20 protein-coding genes are annotated in these 19411 nt (G+C 53.1%); 7 read left to right on the forward strand and 13 right to left on the reverse strand.

Translation table 11 applies throughout. The features are described from left to right. Position 1: 1 nt before the first annotated feature. From MBOO_RS07010 to MBOO_RS07040, 7 genes are all read right to left on the reverse strand, one after another. A complete protein-coding gene (locus MBOO_RS07010) occupies positions 2 to 1870 on the reverse strand; it encodes a type II/IV secretion system ATPase subunit (RefSeq protein WP_012106893.1) in 1869 nt (622 codons plus the stop codon). A gap of 3 nt (positions 1871 to 1873) precedes the next feature. Continuing rightward, the gene (locus tag MBOO_RS07015; RefSeq protein ID WP_012106894.1) at positions 1874 to 2608 is read right to left on the reverse strand and encodes an ATPase domain-containing protein; all 735 of its coding nucleotides are present in this window, start codon (positions 2606 to 2608) and stop codon (positions 1874 to 1876) included. A gap of 10 nt (positions 2609 to 2618) precedes the next feature. Beyond that, positions 2619 to 3119 carry a hypothetical protein gene (locus MBOO_RS07020; RefSeq protein WP_012106895.1) on the reverse strand — a complete coding sequence of 167 codons (501 nt, stop codon included), beginning with the start codon at positions 3117 to 3119 and terminating at the stop codon, positions 2619 to 2621. 14 nt (positions 3120 to 3133) lie between these two features. Then, a complete protein-coding gene (locus MBOO_RS07025) occupies positions 3134 to 3637 on the reverse strand; it encodes a hypothetical protein (RefSeq protein WP_012106896.1) in 504 nt (167 codons plus the stop codon). Positions 3638 to 3646: 9 nt separating this feature from the next. Further along, positions 3647 to 4564: a hypothetical protein gene (locus MBOO_RS07030; protein WP_012106897.1), complete on the reverse strand. Its 918-nt coding sequence runs from the start codon at positions 4562 to 4564 to the stop codon at positions 3647 to 3649. Positions 4565 to 4934: 370 nt separating this feature from the next. Beyond that, positions 4935 to 5555 (reverse strand): archaellin/type IV pilin N-terminal domain-containing protein, encoded by a 621-nt coding sequence (locus MBOO_RS07035; protein ID WP_012106898.1) that lies wholly within the window; start codon positions 5553 to 5555, stop codon positions 4935 to 4937. A 217-nt stretch (positions 5556 to 5772) separates the two neighbouring features. Then, positions 5773 to 6381, reverse strand: a complete 609-nt coding sequence (locus MBOO_RS07040) for an archaellin/type IV pilin N-terminal domain-containing protein (RefSeq protein WP_012106899.1) — start codon at positions 6379 to 6381, stop codon at positions 5773 to 5775. 259 nt (positions 6382 to 6640) lie between these two features. On the opposite strand from MBOO_RS07040, the gene MBOO_RS07045 reads away from it, so the two are divergent. Then, a complete protein-coding gene (locus tag MBOO_RS07045; protein ID WP_012106900.1) occupies positions 6641 to 7480 on the forward strand; it encodes a hypothetical protein in 840 nt (279 codons plus the stop codon). 184 nt (positions 7481 to 7664) lie between these two features. Here MBOO_RS07045 and MBOO_RS07050 read toward each other — a convergent pair whose 3' ends face one another. Then, the gene (locus tag MBOO_RS07050; RefSeq protein WP_012106901.1) at positions 7665 to 8042 is read right to left on the reverse strand and encodes a translation initiation factor IF-5A; all 378 of its coding nucleotides are present in this window, start codon (positions 8040 to 8042) and stop codon (positions 7665 to 7667) included. 106 nt (positions 8043 to 8148) lie between these two features. On the opposite strand from MBOO_RS07050, the gene MBOO_RS07055 reads away from it, so the two are divergent. From MBOO_RS07055 to MBOO_RS07075, 5 genes are all read left to right on the forward strand, one after another. Beyond that, the gene (locus tag MBOO_RS07055) at positions 8149 to 8925 is read left to right on the forward strand and encodes a bifunctional fructose-bisphosphatase/inositol-phosphate phosphatase (RefSeq protein WP_012106902.1); all 777 of its coding nucleotides are present in this window, start codon (positions 8149 to 8151) and stop codon (positions 8923 to 8925) included. A gap of 6 nt (positions 8926 to 8931) precedes the next feature. Then, a complete protein-coding gene (locus MBOO_RS07060) occupies positions 8932 to 9744 on the forward strand; it encodes an NAD(+)/NADH kinase (protein WP_012106903.1) in 813 nt (270 codons plus the stop codon). An 87-nt stretch (positions 9745 to 9831) separates the two neighbouring features. Next, positions 9832 to 10323 carry an amino acid-binding protein gene (locus MBOO_RS07065; protein WP_012106904.1) on the forward strand — a complete coding sequence of 164 codons (492 nt, stop codon included), beginning with the start codon at positions 9832 to 9834 and terminating at the stop codon, positions 10321 to 10323. Beyond that, the gene (locus tag MBOO_RS07070) at positions 10320 to 11306 is read left to right on the forward strand and encodes a homoserine dehydrogenase (protein ID WP_012106905.1); all 987 of its coding nucleotides are present in this window, start codon (positions 10320 to 10322) and stop codon (positions 11304 to 11306) included. The genes MBOO_RS07065 and MBOO_RS07070 overlap by 4 nt, the downstream gene beginning before the upstream one ends. After that, positions 11290 to 12396, forward strand: a complete 1107-nt coding sequence (locus MBOO_RS07075) for a hypothetical protein (RefSeq protein WP_012106906.1) — start codon at positions 11290 to 11292, stop codon at positions 12394 to 12396. The genes MBOO_RS07070 and MBOO_RS07075 overlap by 17 nt, the downstream gene beginning before the upstream one ends. A 37-nt stretch (positions 12397 to 12433) precedes the next feature. On the opposite strand, the gene MBOO_RS07080 is transcribed toward MBOO_RS07075, so the two are convergent. After that, on the reverse strand, positions 12434 to 13102 hold the full coding sequence (locus MBOO_RS07080; protein ID WP_048068651.1) for a type 1 glutamine amidotransferase: 669 nt from the start codon (positions 13100 to 13102) through the stop codon (positions 12434 to 12436). A 170-nt stretch (positions 13103 to 13272) separates the two neighbouring features. Here MBOO_RS07080 and MBOO_RS13060 point away from each other — a divergent pair, with 170 nt between their 5' ends. Beyond that, positions 13273 to 13719, forward strand: coding sequence for a type IV pilin (locus MBOO_RS13060; protein ID WP_012106908.1), 447 nt, complete (start codon positions 13273 to 13275; stop codon positions 13717 to 13719). 13 nt (positions 13720 to 13732) lie between these two features. Here MBOO_RS13060 and MBOO_RS07090 read toward each other — a convergent pair whose 3' ends face one another. From MBOO_RS07090 to MBOO_RS07105, 4 genes are read right to left on the reverse strand one after another with little or no spacing between them, the layout of a single operon-like run. After that, positions 13733 to 14947, reverse strand: a complete 1215-nt coding sequence (locus MBOO_RS07090; RefSeq protein WP_012106909.1) for a response regulator — start codon at positions 14945 to 14947, stop codon at positions 13733 to 13735. Then, positions 14948 to 16843, reverse strand: a complete 1896-nt coding sequence (locus MBOO_RS07095) for a sensor histidine kinase (RefSeq protein ID WP_012106910.1) — start codon at positions 16841 to 16843, stop codon at positions 14948 to 14950. It lies immediately after the preceding gene. Then, complete coding sequence (locus tag MBOO_RS07100; protein ID WP_012106911.1) at positions 16843 to 18417, reverse strand: sensor histidine kinase; 1575 nt, start codon at positions 18415 to 18417, stop codon at positions 16843 to 16845. Before MBOO_RS07100 ends, MBOO_RS07095 begins: the two co-directional genes overlap by 1 nt. A 28-nt stretch (positions 18418 to 18445) precedes the next feature. Further along, a complete protein-coding gene (locus MBOO_RS07105; RefSeq protein ID WP_157677631.1) occupies positions 18446 to 19336 on the reverse strand; it encodes a hypothetical protein in 891 nt (296 codons plus the stop codon). Between the last annotated feature and the right edge of the window lie 75 nt (positions 19337 to 19411).

The following is a 19411-nucleotide window of genomic DNA, read 5'->3' on the forward strand; positions in this document are numbered from 1 at the left end:
GTTACGAACCAATGCTAAGGAGGCCCTGTTTCTTGATCTTAGTCATCATATGGAAAAGATCCCAGAATTTCACATATCCGGCTTTATGCAGGCGTTCGAGAATTTTGGCGCGTTTCTCCACCTCAAGATAGATCTCGGCTTTCCTGCTGTCCGGGATACCAAGCATTGTCGCAATTTTATTCTCGAGCAGGAATGAGCTGCCCTTGCCGGTCCAGATGAAGGTATCGGAAACCGGTTCCCAGGTGAACATCTGGACAAACGTAAATCCCCCGGTCTCTGCATTGTATCCTACCAGTTCGTTACAACTGATCATCCGGCGGACAAGCTGCCCGTCCGGTCTCTTAACTGCGCTCTGGATAATCACCAGATTGAGGTTGTCCACGTACGTTTTTGGGATATTAATAGGGTCCCCGCAGAGACGCTGGATAAGTTTCTCCACAGATGCCGCGTGGAAGGTACTCATCACGGGGTGGCCCGTCTGCATAGCGCCAAATGCCACAGCGCCCTCGACACCACGGATTTCACCGACAAGGATCTGGTTGGGTCGCTGACGGAGTGCGGCCTTGAGGAGATCGAACATCGTAACCCCGCCTCCCGCGCCGTCCCCTTCTCCTTTACCTTTGGCAAGTGCCACCTCACGTATCCAGTTCCTGTGCGGAACGGTGAGCTCTGGTGTATCTTCTATGGTTACAATCTTGTTCTCCGGGGGGATAAACGTGGTAATCGCATTCAAAAGCGTGGTCTTGCCACTCGCTGTCTCACCACTCACGAAAAGAGACATGCCGTACTCGACACAGATCCAGAGATACGCCGCAGACATGTAATCAATGCCATTGCTCTCAACAATGTTGAGAATGGAGAGCGGCACCTCGTTTACCTTTCGTATGGTGAAGTTGCTGCCGTGCTTACTGATCTCCGTCCCGTACACGATGTTGATACGTGAACCGTCTGGAAGCGTGGCATCGACCACGGGACTGCGGTACGTAATGGGCCGCTTTATCCGCTCTGCAACCTTGACCACGAATTCATCGAGTTCGCGCGAAACCTTGAACTCAATAACCGATTTGAGTCCTTTAAACACTTTATGCTCAATAAAGATTGGTCCGACACCATCGCAGGAGATATCCTCGATATAAGAGTCGGAGAGGAACGGTTTTAACACGCCCATATCAATCTTGTCCCGGACAAGAAGATACTCGATCGCCTTGTATTCCACGTTGGAAAGGATAATTCTACCGTCAGGAGTAAGAGGGAGATTCTTGGACTTTTTGTTGGATTTCATCTTATTCTGCGCGGTAAAATCCGTGTTGAGGAATTTTACCAGTTTGGATGCTCCCCCCTGCGGTTTTCCCTCTCCCCCGGATATACTCGCGATGTCTACGCCAGGGGGCTTAATTACCGCAATTGAAGAGAGCATCTTTTTGATAACTTCGGTCCTTTCCTTATCCGTAGTCGGATCCGTATCAAGGCCATCAATGAGGTCGATAAGTTTGGTCTCAATGACCGGCAGGATATCACTGACAGAATGCAGGAATGAGGGCTCGATAGGGATATAGAAGTTTCTCACATCATCCGGGTCCGGCAGAATGTGCACAAACGTAGTATCGTTGACCGGATAGATAATGTTGGGATTTTTCATGGACCGGACATCCTTTTTTAACTCAGACAAAAAGAGCGGAATACCGTACGTGTTTACCGGAAAGGTGTGAAGGTACTCAAGGAGATGAGGGCTGTTCTGCACGTACTCCTTTGCATTTGCCGGCAGCATCTTGAAAAGCGCATCCGATTCAAGGTTGGCGTACAGATCCACATCCAGATCTACCGGTTCGGGTTTGAAGGGCAGGTTGACGGCAACGGAAAGGGTGCTCATACGTCAGATCCTCGCAAAACTCATCGGGATAACCTTCATTCCGTACCCCGGATGTACTTCGAAACTGACAAGGTTTCCGGTAGTCTTTCGGGCACCGCGTACCTTGACCACTTCCATGACCATCACGTACTTATCCCCCACGAGTGCCTTTTTCATGTTCAAGTGGGCATCGCAGATCGAACGGATGCGCACCAGGGTATCTTCCTCAAATGCATAGGTATGGAGCGTGACAAGGATGGTCTTGCCATGGTCTACAAGGGATTTGCAGTTGGTAAAGAAGGTGAGAATGGTATCGGTCTCAGCGTATTCCGTAAAAAGCGTCAACGAATCAACGATAGCAACCTGAGAAGGGCTGTTTTTGATATAGGTGATCAGCCGGGCAAGGATCCCTTCCATCTCTTCTTTTTTCCACTCGAAACCCACAACGTGGAGAGGAAAGACTTTGAGATATCCCCATGCGAAATAATCTGATATGTCAAGGCTCATCGATTCCATCTGCTTAATAAAACTTTTGCTTGTGTTCTCAGTGGTGAAAAGGTCAACCGACATGCCCTGTTTCATTGCCCCCCATACAATCTGCTGGGTAAGGACACTCTTTCCTGTATCGTTCTCCCCTTCGATCAGGGTCAGGGATCCCACCGGGAGCCCGTCTGCAATCTTCTTGTCCAGCTCGTTATTGCCGGTCGAGATAATCTGCCGGTCCTCTCCCCCCATCAGGTCAGAAAGTTCCACGGCCATCTTCTTAACCTCACACAAGATATGACGATGCAGAGACCGCATTTGCAGTCGTGATCTGGAACCATGCAGGGGATGCCCCCGTAGTCTGTACAAGGATCCGGTAGGTTTCTCCGGGATCCAGTTCCAGGGGATGGACGATATCGGTTCCCCGGTCAACAATCGTCCAGGTTCCGGCAGTACCGGCAGCCGAAGCATAGCGATACAGCTGATAGGATCCTGTACCAGAATCATACACATAAACGTCCATCTGGCTGAAGTCGGAGATAATCTCGCTTCCGGTATTAGAGATCGTGCAGTTGATATCCATCATATTGGAATTGGAATCTATCTCAGTGCTGGTATTGGTAATGGCAAGCTCGGTTTTGAGCTGCTGCTCTTCAAGCAATGTCGCGGATTTCTGGGCACTGGTGACCGTCTGGGAGATGGAAAGGACACTCCCGACCAGAAGATAGGCTACGATCACAAGCAGTATCACTCCCACTGCCGCACCGATCATATCTGCAACAGCCATGCCAGATCACCGTATCATGGAGTTGTACTCACGGTAAACTGGTCTGAAGTCGAAATACCATTGGGCAGGACGAACTGGAAATATACAGGGTCGGAGGAATTGATCGTTGTCGTGTAGGCATCTATTTCCAGGGTATCTCCCGGATTCCAAGAGTTGGGGGTACTGGGATTGGTCAGGGTATATGACCACTGCCCATTACCAAGAGTCCCGGTTGTTGACAAGCTCATGCGGTTGAAGTTCCCTGCATCCCCACAGAAAACATCGGATTGCTGGATATTTGCTACCGGAATCCGGACACTTCCGGTGTTTTTTATCCAGACCCGTACGTAATTGCTCTGGTTTGCCACATCCAGAACAATCTGCATATTTGTCCGTATCTGCTGGTCCGATGCATGACCGGCAGCGGTGAAGGTACCGGACATCTGGTATACAACCGGGAATATGGCGCTGATCAGTACGCCCGCAGCTATGACTGCAGTAATCAGGAACATGGCAGTCGTGAAAGTATCAGCGGACATGGGTTATCTCTAGATCCTGTCCGGGAGGTTCATCCACTCTTCATCTTTCCGGGCCGGGAGGGGAGCTTCCCGTTCCTTTTCCGGAAGGGTGGCACCCGCAGTTCTTTCCTGAACTACCGTCGGTTGCAGGCGCTGTTCCATCATCACTTCAATCATATCCCGGTCAAGGGAGGAGTCATTCGGGGAGAGGATCCGGTTGAGGGCATAAAGCTCCGAGACAAATTCATCCGGCCCGACCTCGTGTTCATCGCCAAGGTTGGCTGGCATCAGGCGCGAGATCTCCTTGATCTCATCGCAGGATTCCCGGGAGATGTATCCCATGATGCGGTACGATTCAAGAATGATATCCAGCCGGTCATGCCCGAACTTGCGGATGGCGGAGTTGGTCCACTTGAAGAGTTTGTAAACTTTCTGGAGACGAAGTTTTTCATTTGCAAGAGCGCTGGGAGGAACTGCGGCCTTATTATGACCATTCCCCATGAGCTGCGCCTTGAGAAGAGAAACCATCTGCTCATCAACCGGGAGGTGTCGCTCTTCTCCGGAGGGAACCGGAATAACCGTCTTTGTTTCGGGATCAGTCTTTTTTGAGGGGGCATCGGAGACTACCGGGCCCGGAGTGGATTTTGCCGCGGCAGCGTCAAGGGTAGATTCCCGTGCATCAAGTGCTGCCTCTTTGGCATCAAGGGCTGCCTGTTTGGCAGCATTTGCAGAATTGTCAGCACTTCCTGGGCCGGCCGATGAACCGCTTGCAGTCAGGGTAAATGGATTCTCCATCTCATTCATCCGTTCCCGGATGTCCATGAGGAGACGCTTGATGGAGGTCTTGATCAGGTCAACTTCCCGTTCGAGGTTCTGGAGCTTGACCTCGGGGTCGTCTTCGGAAGCCGCAGTGATGATGTGGTCAACCTGCGCCTGATTTACCGCCATAACATTGAATTATTATCCTGTTTTTGATTAATATACTTTGCTCCGGAAACAAGGAGATTGGCGGGATTTTTTTCGGTTTTCGGGTTAAAAAATGATTTTCAGTGACATGGGCGATAATACAGGATAACTTTTCAATCCAGACTGCGATCAAATCAATGCGTGATTTAGTCTAGGCAGAATAATAGACATATTTACAAAACATAGAGATCTCTGGATTACGATATTTACTATGAAAATAAAACCACATAAAATTTTCATTCGGCTCATCTGCCAGCTTTGCCCAGTTCCAGTACAATGTGGAGAGATCCTGCCCAATCATATAAATTATTAATATAAAGGGGTTTGATTCAGATTTACACAAAACAAAAAATTAATAGAGGATGTTCACCGCATCTACAGCGGCGGGAGCGGTCCGTGTTATACTAAAGGCAGCTCCAATTGATGGCCTGACCTCAATGGTAAACTGATCGTTTGCGGGAATGCCAGGGACATAGCAGCTAATGCCGAACTGCTCGTTTGGCTGGAGCAACAAGGATGCGGTACTCGACGGGCTATTTTGAACACTATTAACTGACCAGGTGTTTTTAACACCACCAGTAGTCGCTGGTTCTGTAGGTGGAATCAGACTTGTTGAGTTTATCAGGGTAACGACTTGGGTTTCATTACTGTAAATCAGAACCACTTTTGAAAAGTCAATGGGAGTTCCGCCGGGAGCTAAGGCCATGCTAAAGTTGACAAAATTAATCGTATCTCCTGAAGCTCCGGTTGCACCGGAATTTGTACCATACACATTGCCTACAATCTCCAGAGTCGAACTGGACTGTTCAACACTGGTGTGGACAGTCTGCTGTGCCTTCTGCGTCGTGAAGAACCCGGCGCCGAGTACTACATATGAAAATGCTGCTGCAACAACAACGAATGCAATCAGCACAATCGCTGCCTCAAGGCCGGTGAATCCTTCATCATCCCAATAACGTACTTTTTCATTCATCCGCCTTCTCCTATTACCAGGACAGTACCATCCATAATTCACGTCATAAAATAATATAAAATTTTGCGTGAATAAACGATAACATAGCCGAAAATCTACTCCGGGTGCAGGAAGGAGTATGTGGAAAAATCTATTTGTCTCTCTGCAAAAACAAATACGAATTTTGAGGAGAAAAGATTACAGAAACACAATAACGGACAATAACGGCCAAAAAAATTTAATAGAGGATGTTCACTGCATTTACAGCGGCGGGAACAGTCCGCGTTATACTGAAGGCAGCTCCAATTGATGGCCTGACCTCAATGGTAAACTGATCATTCGCGGGAATGCCGGGAACATAACAGCTAATGCCGAACTGCTCGTTTGGCTGGAGCAACAGGGATGCGGTACTCGACGGGCTATTTTGAACACTGTTAACCGACCATGTATTTGCTGCAGTAGTCGACGGTTCTGTGGGCGGAGTCAGACTTGTTGAGTTTGTCAGGGTGACGACTTGGGTCTCATTACTATAAACCAGAACCACTTTTGAAAAGTCAATGGGAGTTCCGCCGGGAGCTAAGGCCATGCTAAAGTTGATAAACTTAACCGTATCTCCTGGTGCTCCGGTTGCAGCGGAATTTGTACCATACACATTTCCTACTATCTCCAAGGTCGAACTGGACTGCTCGACACTGGTGTGTACAGTCTGCTGTGCCTTCTGCGTCGTGAAGAACCCGGCGCCGAGTACTACATACGAGAACACCGCCGCGACGACAACGAATGCAATCAGCACAATCGCTGCCTCAAGGCCGGTGAATCCTTCATCTTTATGTTTGAACGAACTCATGAATTCACCTTCGTGAATGAAGTAGACACTAGTCTGTACCAGCGTCTCTAATGAGTTAAAATGTCGTTATACTATAAATAGTTACGCTCATTTCCAAAAACCATTTGGGCATTTTCTTCATTTTTTTATGCAGATTAACCCTGATTGGCAGGAAAGAAAACCATATTTATGTTCTGATCACGGGTGTAATCCTCAACAACTGCAGGTGGATTTCCACCATTTTTATGTATGAATGATATCATAGTGGAAAGGTACTGTCATGGATAAAAAAGATATTACGTATATCATTGCCGCATTCTTTATCATCCTTGTTATAGCCTTTGTCATAAAACCCCTTGCTACCGGGCAGCCGGTTAATACGGGTCTTTCTTTTACCACAACGGTACCTCCAACGAGCCCTCCCCTTGTGACCTATACAAACATTACCACAATCACAACGGCTCCCACGACCTCCCCGCCTACCCCGGTCCCGACCTGGAACCAGAAAATCCAGACCATCGGTTTTGTTAACCCATCGAATTATGGGATCTCCAGCAACCAGTCACTGCCTCAAGGAAGACCCATCAACGCAACGCTGCCGGATAATAACTTCACCGTTTATGCAACCATAACAGGAACCGCCGGTGGCACCACACAGATTGTGAACATCCCGTTTCCCTACTGGGAATTATCTTACACGATAACGCAAGCAGCGTCTCCCGCAGCGGTCTCATCGTTTCAAATAACCCCGACATTTGGCTCCGGTGCTTCCATAAGCGGAGTTCAGGGGTCATTCTCGACCGTCCAGCCGCAATTCTCGATCCAGGTTATGGACGCAACGGATCCCAACCGGATTGTACGAACCATCACACCGCCCGGCGGGATCGATTTTAATCTCTGGAGCGGGACGGCCTATGCTGTACCTGCAGTGACAGTAACAACCTTCGCCAAATATGCCACAATATCCCCAACCCCAACCGCGTCTAATACCGATCCCCGTCCTTGGCTGGAAAAGTTCTACGAGGGAGGAAGAGGATACTATTTCATTATCAATTCACAAAATATCGGATCTTACACCTTAAAGATCCTTATCCCGTCGCGGTATATTGGTAAGTACTAGGGAGGCGAACAGGCCGCCATCGCGTCTTTTCCGGGGGAGCAAATGCCAAAAACAAGGAACACGCGGAGCCTGTGGCACGAACAAAAAATATTCCAAAAGGGCATTATCATAATACCTAACCGGTCCCTGTGACCGGGCAGATGGATTGAATAATTAAAAATATATTGGTAAAAACAAGCGCTTTTTAGTCGAGTTTGCGTTTTCCCATGGACTCGATGTACATGATCTCTTTTCCGACTTCAAGGGTACCTTTCTTGTCTTCAGGGATAGCAATCTCGAAGTTGGAATAGTCCTTCATGTCCATGAGCTGGGCCATATCGCCGGCAATGGAGATTACCTGACCGCTCTTGCGCTCGACAACGGGGACATAGGTCTTTGCCGAAACCGGCGAGACAATGGAACGCTTGACACCGTCAAAGATCCCAACCGCATCAATCCGTGCCTTTGCCGCACCATGTTTCCCGGGCTTTGAGGTGGCAAGACCTACTACCTTGCACGGTTCTTCATCGATGACAATATAACGTCCTTCCTTGATCTTTCCGATTTCAGTCTGTTCCTTCATTTACTTTCACAACCTTGAAACGTATCCTTATCCTAAGCGCAGAAGTAATTTATCTTTATTGCCGTACATAAATACAACGGTGCCGCATTAAGAGGGTTTTTGTGCCATGAATTTCTTTTCTGCCTGCAATGAGATGGCTTCCTGTGTACGGGAAAAGATAGGGCCGTATGTAGGCACACCTGCCGGAGGAGAAGTGATCCGGATGGGCGCGGACCGGACACCAACCGAGAAGATAGATCAGGTTGCCGAAGACTGTGTTCTCGGATTCCTCCGCGAACACGAGCTCTGTTCAATCCTCATCAGCGAGGAGGCTGGGAGGGTACCCCTGGAGGGGGGAAAAGGAACGATCTTCCTTGACCCGGTAGATGGCACTTACAACGCGGTAACCGGCATCCCGTTCTATGCCATATCCCTTGCATGGGCACAGGACGGGATCGTGGAAAAGGCATTTGTCCGGGATCTGGCATCGGGAGATACGTTTACCGCTGTACGGGGAAAATTTGCCCGGTGCAATAACAAACCCCTTCATGTGTCTGCCACCTCCCGCCTGGACCGGTGTGCCATGAGCATCTATGGCCGCAAATTTGACCCGACCCGGATGATGCAGCTCGGCCACAAAATCCGGCGCTGGCGCCTGTTTGGCGCCTCTGCACTTGAACTCTGCTATGTGGGGGCCGGGCGGATTGACGGTTTTGTCGATCTCCGGGGAACACTCCGCGTGACCGATGCAGCGGCAGGTATGCTTATCTGTACCGAAGCCGGGGGAACAGTATCCGATTTAAATGGCGCCCCACTTGATTTTCCTGAAGAGGTGACCGTCGGAAGGTGCATGGTGGCGACAAACGGTGTGCTGCACCACAAAGTGATCGAGTACCTGCGGTGATGATCCATGAAATGCTTTCTTGTTTCCCGTATTGACATGCCCGGAGCCCTTGACTGCGCCAGCCGGATGAAAACGGCGCTGGAACGTGCAGGACATACTGTGGTTCTTGACCCGGATACGGCATCAATGCTGGGAGGTTCCGGGCATTCCATAAACAAGGTTTCCGCAGATATGGCCGTCGTGATTGGGGGAGACGGCACGATCCTGCGCACCGTGCAGCAGCTGCACGAACAGATCCCCATCATCGGGATCAACCATGGCGAGGTGGGGTTCCTTGCAGACCTCGAGCCCGAAGAGGCGGGAGCGTTCGTGCGATCCCTTGCGCCGGGCTTTGACGTTGAGGAGCGCATGCGGCTCTCCCTGTGGAACGAAGAGGATCACCTGGGCGATGCCCTGAATGAGGGGCTTATTGTCACCACCCGGCCGGCAAAGATGCTCCGGTTCTCGATTCTTGTTGACGGAAGACTCACCGAGCAGTTCCGCTCAGACGGGATTCTGGTGAGTACACCCACCGGATCGACCGCATATGCGATGAGCGCCGGGGGGCCGATCGTGGACCCCCGGATCGAGGGATTCCTCCTTGTCCCGCTCGCCCCGTACCTGCTCTCGTCCCGTCCCCACCTTATTTCCAGCAGCCGCAGGCTGGAGATCCGGCTGGAGAGTTCAAAACCGGCAAAACTGGTTATTGACGGCCAGAATACCGTGGAACTGGGGAGCGCGGTCTCCCTTGTAATACAGAAGGCAGCCAGCCCGGCACGGTTTATCGATGTGCACCGGAATTTCTTTGAGAAGGTGGACCGCAAACTCCGGAAACTCTAGGCAAACCCTGCCTGCGTGCGAAAATAAAAAGATTTTCTTGATACAAGCGCTATTCCTGATAGTAAGGTGGTACCCGTGCAGGTCTCGATGAAACTGGAGATGAAAGACTCACCCGGACAACTGGTTGCAGCCCTCAAACCGATCTCGGAAGTCGGAGGAAACATCATTGCGGTCATCCACCACCGGGACCCGGAATCCACCAGCCGTACCCTTAACGTCCAGATCGTGCTCGCGCTTCCCGAGGGCCGGCTGGATACGCTGGTGGAACTCTTAAAAGAACAGGGAGTCCATATCCAGAGGATCGGAAAAGAGCGCCTGCTGTACAAGCGGACGGTGATCCTGATAGGCCATCTCATGCACACCAACCTTTCTGATACGGTCGACCAGATCGATTCCACGGGGTTTGCCGAGGTCTGCGAGATCTCCATGGGCATGCCTGAGATCAATGAACGCTCGACATCCCGGGTCACGCTCAAGGCCACCAACCGGGCGGACATGGATGCCGCGGTTGCCATCCTGCGCAAGGTTGCATCACAGAAGTCACTGCTCCTTATTGAGCCGCTGGAGGAATCCGCATGAAGGCGGCGCTGATCGGGCTTGGCTCGGTGGGACGCGGTGTTCTTGAAATACTTGCCAACAAAAATCTCGGTATCACTATCACCGGGATCGCCGATTCCAAGAGCGGGTGCATCGATAACGCCGGCATTGATCCTGAGGTTGTGCTTAAGGAAAAGCAGAGGACCGGCTTGTGCGGTGACCGCAGGATCGATGCGGCTGCGGTGATCAGGAACGCGGACTATGAGGTTCTTATCGAAGTTACCCCGACCAATGCCCTGACCGGAGAACCGGCTCTTGGGTACATACGGGCAGCCCTGGCACGAAAGAAGCACATTGTCACCTCCAACAAAGGCCCGATTGCCCTTGCTTACCGCGATCTTGCGGGGCTTGCACAGAAGAAAGAAGTGGCGCTCCGGTACGAGGCTACGGTTGGCGGGGCAATCCCGATCATGCATACACTCCAAGACGGCCTGTGCGGGAACAGGATTGTCGCGGTCCATGGGGTTCTCAACGGAACCTGCAATTACATCCTTACCCGTATGGCTGCCGAGGGACTCACCTACGAACAGGCACTGCTGGAGGCTCGGGAGATGGGATATGCCGAGGCCGATCCCACCTACGATGTAAAAGGGATCGATGCTGCTATAAAACTCGTCATCCTAGCAAATACGGTCTGGGACAATGGTGTCACGCTTGCCGATATTGATATCACCGGCATCGACCTCCTCACCCCGGACGCCCTGCGCTTGGCTGAGGAAGGGGACAGCACCATCCGCCTGATCGCTGAGGCCATCCCGGATAAGAAAATATTCCGGGTCTCGCCGCGCATGATCGAAAAAAGCCACCCTCTCGTAGTCGAAGGATCGCTGAATGCGCTCACCCTCGAGACCGACATGGCAAAGGAGATCACGCTGATTGGAAAAGGTGCCGGATCGATCGAGACGGCGAGTGCGATTATCGGAGATATCCTGTATATCCGCGACCATTATGGCAAGCGTGCTTGAACACCGGCGGGAATACCTGCGCCTGATGCGCCGGTTCACGCAGGAAGCCGGTTTTTTTACCGTCACCGATCTCCAGAAGGCCGCAGGTATCCCCCGAAGTACAGCTCAGGACTGGGTCACGCGCCTCGTGCACGAAGGCTGCGTGCTGGTTAAAAAGGAGAAGTCCGGGCGGACGGCTGCCCGGTACGCCGCCCTCTCTGCCCTCCCGCAGAGTACCTGCCGGCGGCTCTTTACCACAACGGACGGCGATCGGGTGGAGATCTTCCATGACTGCATGAGCGGGGCCTGTGCCGCATTCTGCGGTTACCACCATGCCCGGGCCGGGGGAGTCATCGCCGGGGTAAAGCGTGACGGGACGCTGCTGCGGGAATGTGCCCGTATTGGTGAAGGCCCGGTGGCTATCGGCCTCCCCCCTGATTCAGCAGTAGGGATCGCCGGGATTCGGTACATTGGCGGACATATCATCCAGCAGATCTGCTGCATTGGCGGCCCGGCTTACTCGCTCACCGACATGATGTCCAGAGCAGAAGGTGTGGTCAGAGTGGAGCATGGGCAGAGCGGGAAGATCGTGGAGGGAAGGGTCTGGACTCAGGCGCTCACCCACCTCACGATTGGGGTGGACGATACCGATTCGGCCTCGGGCGGGGCTACCTTTGCGCTCGCCCTTGCGCTGCTCACCCATATCACGGCAGCAAAGGCAGTGCTTCCCATCAGTCACCACGTGGTCATGCTCTACGAGCATGTCGAGCAAAAGACCGCCGGCAACTCTGCCAGTTATATCGAGGTTGCAGTCCACCCCTCCCGGGTCGAGAGGGTAATGACAAAGTGCCGCGAGTTTGTGGAAAACGAGTCCCTCTCACCGGAATGGGGCATTGCATTCCACTCTGGTCTGACCATCCCCCCGGCTCTGAGGGAGTACGGTAGGCATGTGCGGGAAGAGGTAGTGACCTGTGCCGAAGCAGAAACTGTGGCACAGAAAACCGGTGTGACACTTATCGGGAGAAACGGGGTGATCGGGGCGCTCGGGGCAGTTGCCCTGGCCCGGCTGCCCCATGAGATCCAGCTCGACCCGGATCAGAAAATTCCCTAAAAAAAAGGACCGTACCGGGAGACCAGGAAACGAGCCTTCAGCCCTTTTTTGCAACAAAATCCTGTGCGATCACCCGGCAGAGCCGGTTGCTATCAGCCAGGAACCGGGGGGTTTCTTTTTGGACCGCTGCCTGGATCCCCGGGTCAAGGTCTTTTACCCACTCCCTGATGATCGTATCCGTGAGCTCAAGATGGAACTGGAGGCCGAGTGCGGTCTTGTACGCAAATGCCTGGTGGTGTATCGTTTCACCGGTGCAGAGCAGGCGGGCGCCGGGTGGGAGATCGAAGGTCTCACCGTGGAGCTGGAAAACCGAGAACTGCGGGGGGAAGCGCGAGAATATGCCGGATGCGTCCGGCGTACGGGTGAGCGTACACCAGCCGGTCTCCTGACGGTACGGATATACCCGGGCGCCAAAAGCCGACGCGATCAGCTGGGCCCCAAGGCAGATCCCCAGCACCGGCCGGTCTTTCTTTACCGCGTCGCGGATGAGCGCCTTTTCTTCAACAAGCCAGGGCAGTTCCCTCTCGTCGTTAACACTCATGGGCCCACCCATGAAGAGAAGATGGGTGGCATTCTTTGCACCATCGGGGATCTCGTTTGTCTCGTACAGCCGGACGTACTCGAACGGGATCTCCTGTTCAAAAAAGACCGTCTCGAAGTACCCGGCCGGTTCACTGGCAACATGCTGGAATATGGCGATCTTCATACGTACAATGTGTGTATGCAGGAGGAGGCACATAAAATCTGTCCGCCATGACAATTCTCCGGGCTGCCGGGTGTTTTTGATCCGATGCAGGCAAAAGAATACTTATCAACCCCTCCCTGCAATATTATCTTCACAATTGTCCTGTCCAAATAAGGCAGGATGTATGGTGCGTGATATATTTGGCAACGTGCAGAAGAAAGGAGGAGGCAATCTCGGAAGTGGTGAGTACAATCCTGCTTGTCGCAATCACTGTAATCCTTGCCGCGGTCATCGTTGCATTCGTAATGGGCATGGCCAGCGGTATGCAGAAGGGCAAGATCGCCACCTCAACCATCAGCCGGGTGAACTCCTCGTACGTGACCGTCACATTTGTGGGAGGACAGAATGCCGGATCGGTCGTAGGCATCAACTGGACCGTAAACGGTGCCGCGCCGGCGACCTGGATCGGCGGATCGGGCGTGACCGCCGGCATGCAGAACCTCCCGGCAAGCGGTGGTATCCTGTCCATCGGGGCAAACGCGTACCTTGCTGCACCCGACCCCGGGAAGGACCGGGTAATGGGTGTTGCGGTCTTCTCGGACGGGTCCCAGCAGGTTATCCTCGATAAAACCCTCTGATTTTTTTATCAGGTTATCCCGTGTAGAGCTCCAGCTGGTGGAAGGCCTGCCGGGATTCATCAGATCTCCCCATTTTCCGTAAAACTTCCCCCTTATGGCGGAGTGATTCGGCTGAACGCGGGTTGATCTCCAGAGCCTTGTTGAATGCATCCAGGGCTTCCTGGTCCCTTCCCAGTTTCTCAAGAATTACGCCCATATTATGCCAGGCCTGGATGTTGCTTGACCGGATCTTCAGCGCTTTCTGGTATTCGGAGATTGCTTCATCGAATTTTCCCATGACCGAGAGGGTATTTGCCTGTTCCAGATGCATGAGATCGCTTATCTCCTCTAAGATCTTGTTCATCCGTGCCGAGGACAGGGATTTTAAGTTCCCGGGGGCCGCGGGTTCTTTGTGAACTGCTATTTCCGGTGTGGGTTCCTTCTGGGCGATCTTTAAGTAGGTATTGGTAATCTCACCCCGTGCGCGGCCATCGTCGATAGAGGAAAATGCTACAAGAGCGCCGATGATGATCCCCTTGGTATCAATTACGGGTGAGAGAACACAGTCCCGCAGTAACTGCCGGCCCCCGTTTCGCGACAGGATATAGACATCCGAGGGAAAAACAGAAACTACCCCTTTGTTGAGCGTAGGGGTGATGTGGAGGATAAAGGGCTGGTCGGTGACTGCATCGTAAAACTGCAGGACCTCGTCAAGCTGTTTTAAGTAGGCATCACGGATGCTCCACCCGGTCAGCTGTTCTGCATAGGCATTAATCAGGATTATTCGCCCGTCGCGGTCAATGGTGATGATGCCCCGGTCCAGGATCTGGATGGTACGGTTGAGCCAGACCGAGGCATTCCGGATACGGTCGTCAAAGAGTTTCTTTGCGGCAGCAATCTGGATCGTGGAATGGATGGTCTCCTTGACAAACGGCTTGACCAGATATCCGTACGGATCGGTCTCTTTTGCCCGGCCAATGGTGACATCATCGGAAAAAGCCGTCAGGTAAATGACCGGGATGCCGTAGCGTTTCCGGATCTCGGCAGCGGCATCGATACCATCCATGGTCCCTTCGAGCACGATATCCATCAGTACGAAATCCGGGCGGAACTTGCCGGCAGTTTTTATGGCATTCTCCCCGGTCTTTACCCGGGCTACGACGCTATACCCGAGGGAATTAAGCAGGTCCTCGAGGATCTTTGCAGTTATGACCTCATCTTCAACAATCAGAATCTTTTCCTGAGCCATTTAATTTTCCTCCTTTTGCAGCGCATAGTGAAACGTAAAGGTAAACGTGGTTCCCATATCCCGTTCAATCCGGATCTTCCCGTCCAGCTGGTCGTGACCCAGCAGGTAGATGAGCGCAAGGCCTACAGTCGACGCCTTCCCCCGCATACAGGATTCAGGGATCCCGATCCCGTCATCATGGATGCAAAGGGTAAGGCCGTTATTTTCCCCGCGGTGGAACGAAATGGATATGGTCCCGATACTCCGGCCGGGAAATGCATGCCGGATGGAATTGGAGATAACTTCGGTAATGAGCAGTCCCAGGTGAAGCAGGGTGGACTGGTCGATCTGGATCTTGTCAATGGAATATTCAACATTGATGTAGGTTTTTGTCCCGTAGGCGTGGATCAGGCTGTTGACCAGATCCCGCAGGTAGGTCTCCAGGCTGACATTGATGAAATCGTCTGATTTGTACAGCCGTTCGTGGATGAGCACCATGGAGCGGATCCGGGTCTCGGTATCAAGTACGATCCGGGCTATCTCTGGAGAGGAGACGGTAGATGCCTGGAAATGAAGCAGCCCGATTACTACCTGCATGTTGTTCTTGACCCGATGGTGGATCTCCCGCAGGAGGGCATCCTTTGCTTCCAGCGACGCAGTGAGGGCCTTTTCGGTCTCCTTGAGCCCGGTGATATCACGGGAGACACACAGGACCGCCCGGACTGTCCCATCCGGGTTTTTTAGCGGCGTGAGGGCGTGATCGAACCAGCGGGTACCTTCCGGAAACGGGATCTGGCCTTCGTGACGCTCAGGTCTTCCGGTAACAAAAACCCGCTGCAGGTAATCACACTGGCTGGTCCCGGCACCCGGGGGAAAGATCGTGCACCGCTCCATGTTGATGATCTCATGGTAGGTTTTCCCCAGCGAAGCCGCGGCGTAACTGTTGACATATTCAATCCGGTCGTCGGAGTCGATCACATAGATAAGGTCCTGCGAGGTTTCTGCAAGGGAATGATACAGCTCCTCACTTTTGCGGATCCGTTCCTCGTTCTCTTTTTGTTCGGTGATATCCCGGAGGACCCCGGTCCGGGCAACGATGTTCCCGGCCGGGTCTTTTAAGAGGGTACTGGTATCCTCAAGCCAGACGATAGTGCCCGCACGGTTCCTTACGCGGAAGGCAGCCCGGATCGGCTTATCCGAGGAAAAGACCTTTTCTGCCTCCGCCCGTATCCTTTTCCGGTCCCCTTCCTCGATAAATTCCCAGATACTGTGGGAGATAAAATCCATGGGCGTAAACCCGTACCGGGCAACCTGCGGCCCGACATACGTGAAAAGTCCCTTCGGGTCTATGGAATAGAGGATATCATAGGTATTCTCGGCAAGCATCCGGTATTTGGTCTCCGAGGCGCGCAGTTCGTTTTCCACGTTCTGGAGCTCATTGTACCGGGCCCGTAATTCTTCCTCGGCCGCTGCCAGCTGCTCCCGGGTTGCCTGGTGGGTTTCCCTGAGGTGTTCCATTGCGGACGTATCCCGGATCGTGACCCAGAGGGTTTTGTGTCCTTCTGTTTCTACGCTGGTAACCAGGACCGATGCAGGGAATTCCTGGCCCGTGCAGCGCCGGCACCTCCAGGAAAACGCGATCTGCCCGCTCTGGAGAGCCTTCTCGTAGACGAGCGCAGCTTTCTGGGCAGAGGTCTGCCCGTCCGGCTGGGAAGCCGGGGAGAGGTCAAGAAGATTTTTTGCTAGTAGCTCTTCTTTGCCGGAGGCCTGGAAGAGCTGGATCGATGCAGTGTTGCATGCCGAAATCTCACCGGAGAACGGTTCGATGTTTAAGACTGCGTCCCGCGAGAGCTCAAACATCAGCTGGTAAACCCCGTCATCGCCGGCCGGGCCCCGGGAAAATGTTTCCGGCACCATCAGATCTCCTCTGTCAGGGACGGGTTAAAGGTGAACGTGAACGTTGTCCCGTTACTGCCTTCGATCAGGATGTTCCCGTTGAGCTGGTCGCGGCCCAGCAGGTAGATGAGCTGGAGGCCCATGGTTGCCGGTTTCTCCCGGATGCAGGCATCGGGAATGCCAACACCGTCATCGTGGATGGAAAGGATCAGGCTGTTATCGTCCCTGCGGCGGAACGAGAGCTGGATCGTGCCGGTTTCCCGGTTGGGAAACGCGTGCTTAAGGGAATTGGAGACCACTTCCGTGATAAGGAGCCCTAAATGGATCAGCATTGGCTGGTCAATCTGAATATTTTCTATATTATATTTTACGGTAAGGGTTGTTTTTGACCGGTAGGTATAGATAAGGCTGTCAATAAGGTCCCGGATGTATGCCTCCAGCGGGATATTGATGAGATCATCAGAATTGTACAGCCGTTCGTGGATGAGCACCATAGAGCGGATGCGGGTCTCGGTATCGAGCACAATCCGAGCAATCTCCGGGGATGAAACGGCAGAAAGCTGAAATTGCAAAAGACCGATGACCACCTGCATGTTGTTCTTGACGCGATGGTGGATCTCGCGCAGGAGCATGTTCTTTTCCACAAGCGAGGTCCTGATAGACTCCTCTGCCAGCTTGAGATCGGAGATATCCCTCCCGACCGACTGGTACCCGGTAAGATTGCCGGCCTCATCAAAGAGCGCCCGGTCGTTCCTCTGCTGCCACCGCAGGCAGCCATCAGGCATAACAATCCGGTGCTCGATCGTGGCAACCGGGCATCTCTCTGAGAGCGATCGCAGGTGCGATGCCACGCGTGCGGCATCCTCGCGGGGGATCTGGATCTCAAACCGGCGGTTGAGAACCTCCTCGCGTGATACCCCGAAATACCGGCAGAATGCATCGTTGACAAAAACAAAGGTCCCGTCAGGCCGGAACCGGGAGATAAGCTCGGTCTGATCTTCTACTACGGCCCGGAACCGCTCCTCGCTCTCCTTAAGGGCGCGTTCTGCGGTGCTTCTTCGTACTGCCTGCCGGATCTTGTTGCCGAGATCCGCAAACTGGACCCGGGGATCCTCCCCTTTCTGGATATAGAAATCCGCGCCGGCATTGAGGGCTTCGATGACAACGTTTTCCTGGCCTCTTCCGGTGAAAATGATAAACGGGATGGCATTGCCCTGGTAACGGAGATTCTTAAGGAAAGTTATCCCGTCGGAGTCAGGCATCAGGTAATCGGAAACAATGGCATCGTACTCGTATCTTTCAAGCGCGTTTACTGCATCAGGAACACTCAGAACCGTACCCACGCTGAATTCGCCGGTATTTTCGAGAAAAAGCCGGGCGAGTTCCAGGAGCGCCGGTTCATCGTCAACGTAGAGCACCCGTACCGGCCGGGGAGCGGATGCATCACCGGAAGTGTGCAGCGGAGTACTGGACGGGTGCACCACCCCGTTTCCTGTTTCGCAGGGGGGGACTGTCACCGTACCGGTCCCGCTGTTGCGAGACCGGACAACTGAAGGTAATGAGCGGGGTTTTCGGGGATCCATTACGCTGAACATCGTGCTATCTCCTCTTGACCGGGCCATATCATGCATTCATTTCCCCCGCAGGATGCACGGCCAGACGTTCATGCCAGGATATCAGGTCCGCACAGGTCTCCACCATCAGGAGTTCATGAATGGCGGGCGTATCGGCCGAAGGGTACACGATACTGAGGGTGCCCTTCTGGTCATCCTCTCCTAATACCGGGTAAAGGAAGACCGAAAGGGTACCGTCATTTCCGGCCCAAGCAATCCGGCCATCCTCCAGGCATGTCCATCCCGACGATATCATTCCCCTCCGGATCCTCCGGGAAAGGATCGGGAGCACGGCATAATCTGCCGGTGCATACCGGAGGTTGCATTCGCCGGCATGCCACTCGGCTGCCGGGCAGAGAACCTTCTCCGGGGCGCGGTGATACGCCGCAAAAACTGCTGACAGGCACCTGCCGCAGGCGCCGACAATATCCCCGATACGCTCGTTTATCGTCCCCCCCGCTGAGAGTCCGGATCTTTTCAGGAGGGAATCCAGGGACTGCATGCCTCTCTGGAGTTTGGTCCTGCATACGGCAAGTTCGATCATCAGGTGCAACTCAAAAAACAGGTTATGGGGATCGTCACGGGAGGGCAGGGCAAATACCGGCTCGTGGGAGGCAATAAAGGGAAGCATATCCGGGTGCTTATGCGAAAAAGAGGATTTCCGGAGAACAATAACCGGGGTAGTATCGCCGTACGGGAGCATGGACAGGAGACCGGGGATGAGATCCGGGTCGCCAGTCTCCTGGAGGACAATAGCATCATAGGTATGGAACACGAACCAGTCGGAACCGTACTTCAGGGAGTCGAAGGCTTCGACCAGGTAACCGGCATAGTACCCAAGATAATGTGAGCCGTACTCCCGCATGGCTGAATTCCCGTCAATATAGGCAACCGTGATCACGAAGTTCTCCACCTCCCCCCCAGAATTATTAGTGTTCCTTGTCCTCTCGCTTTCCCGACGAGATAGGGCAGGGCA

Origin of the sequence: Methanoregula boonei 6A8, from assembly GCF_000017625.1 — an archaeon.
In the GTDB taxonomy this organism is placed as follows: Archaea; Halobacteriota; Methanomicrobia; order Methanomicrobiales; family Methanospirillaceae; genus Methanoregula; species Methanoregula boonei.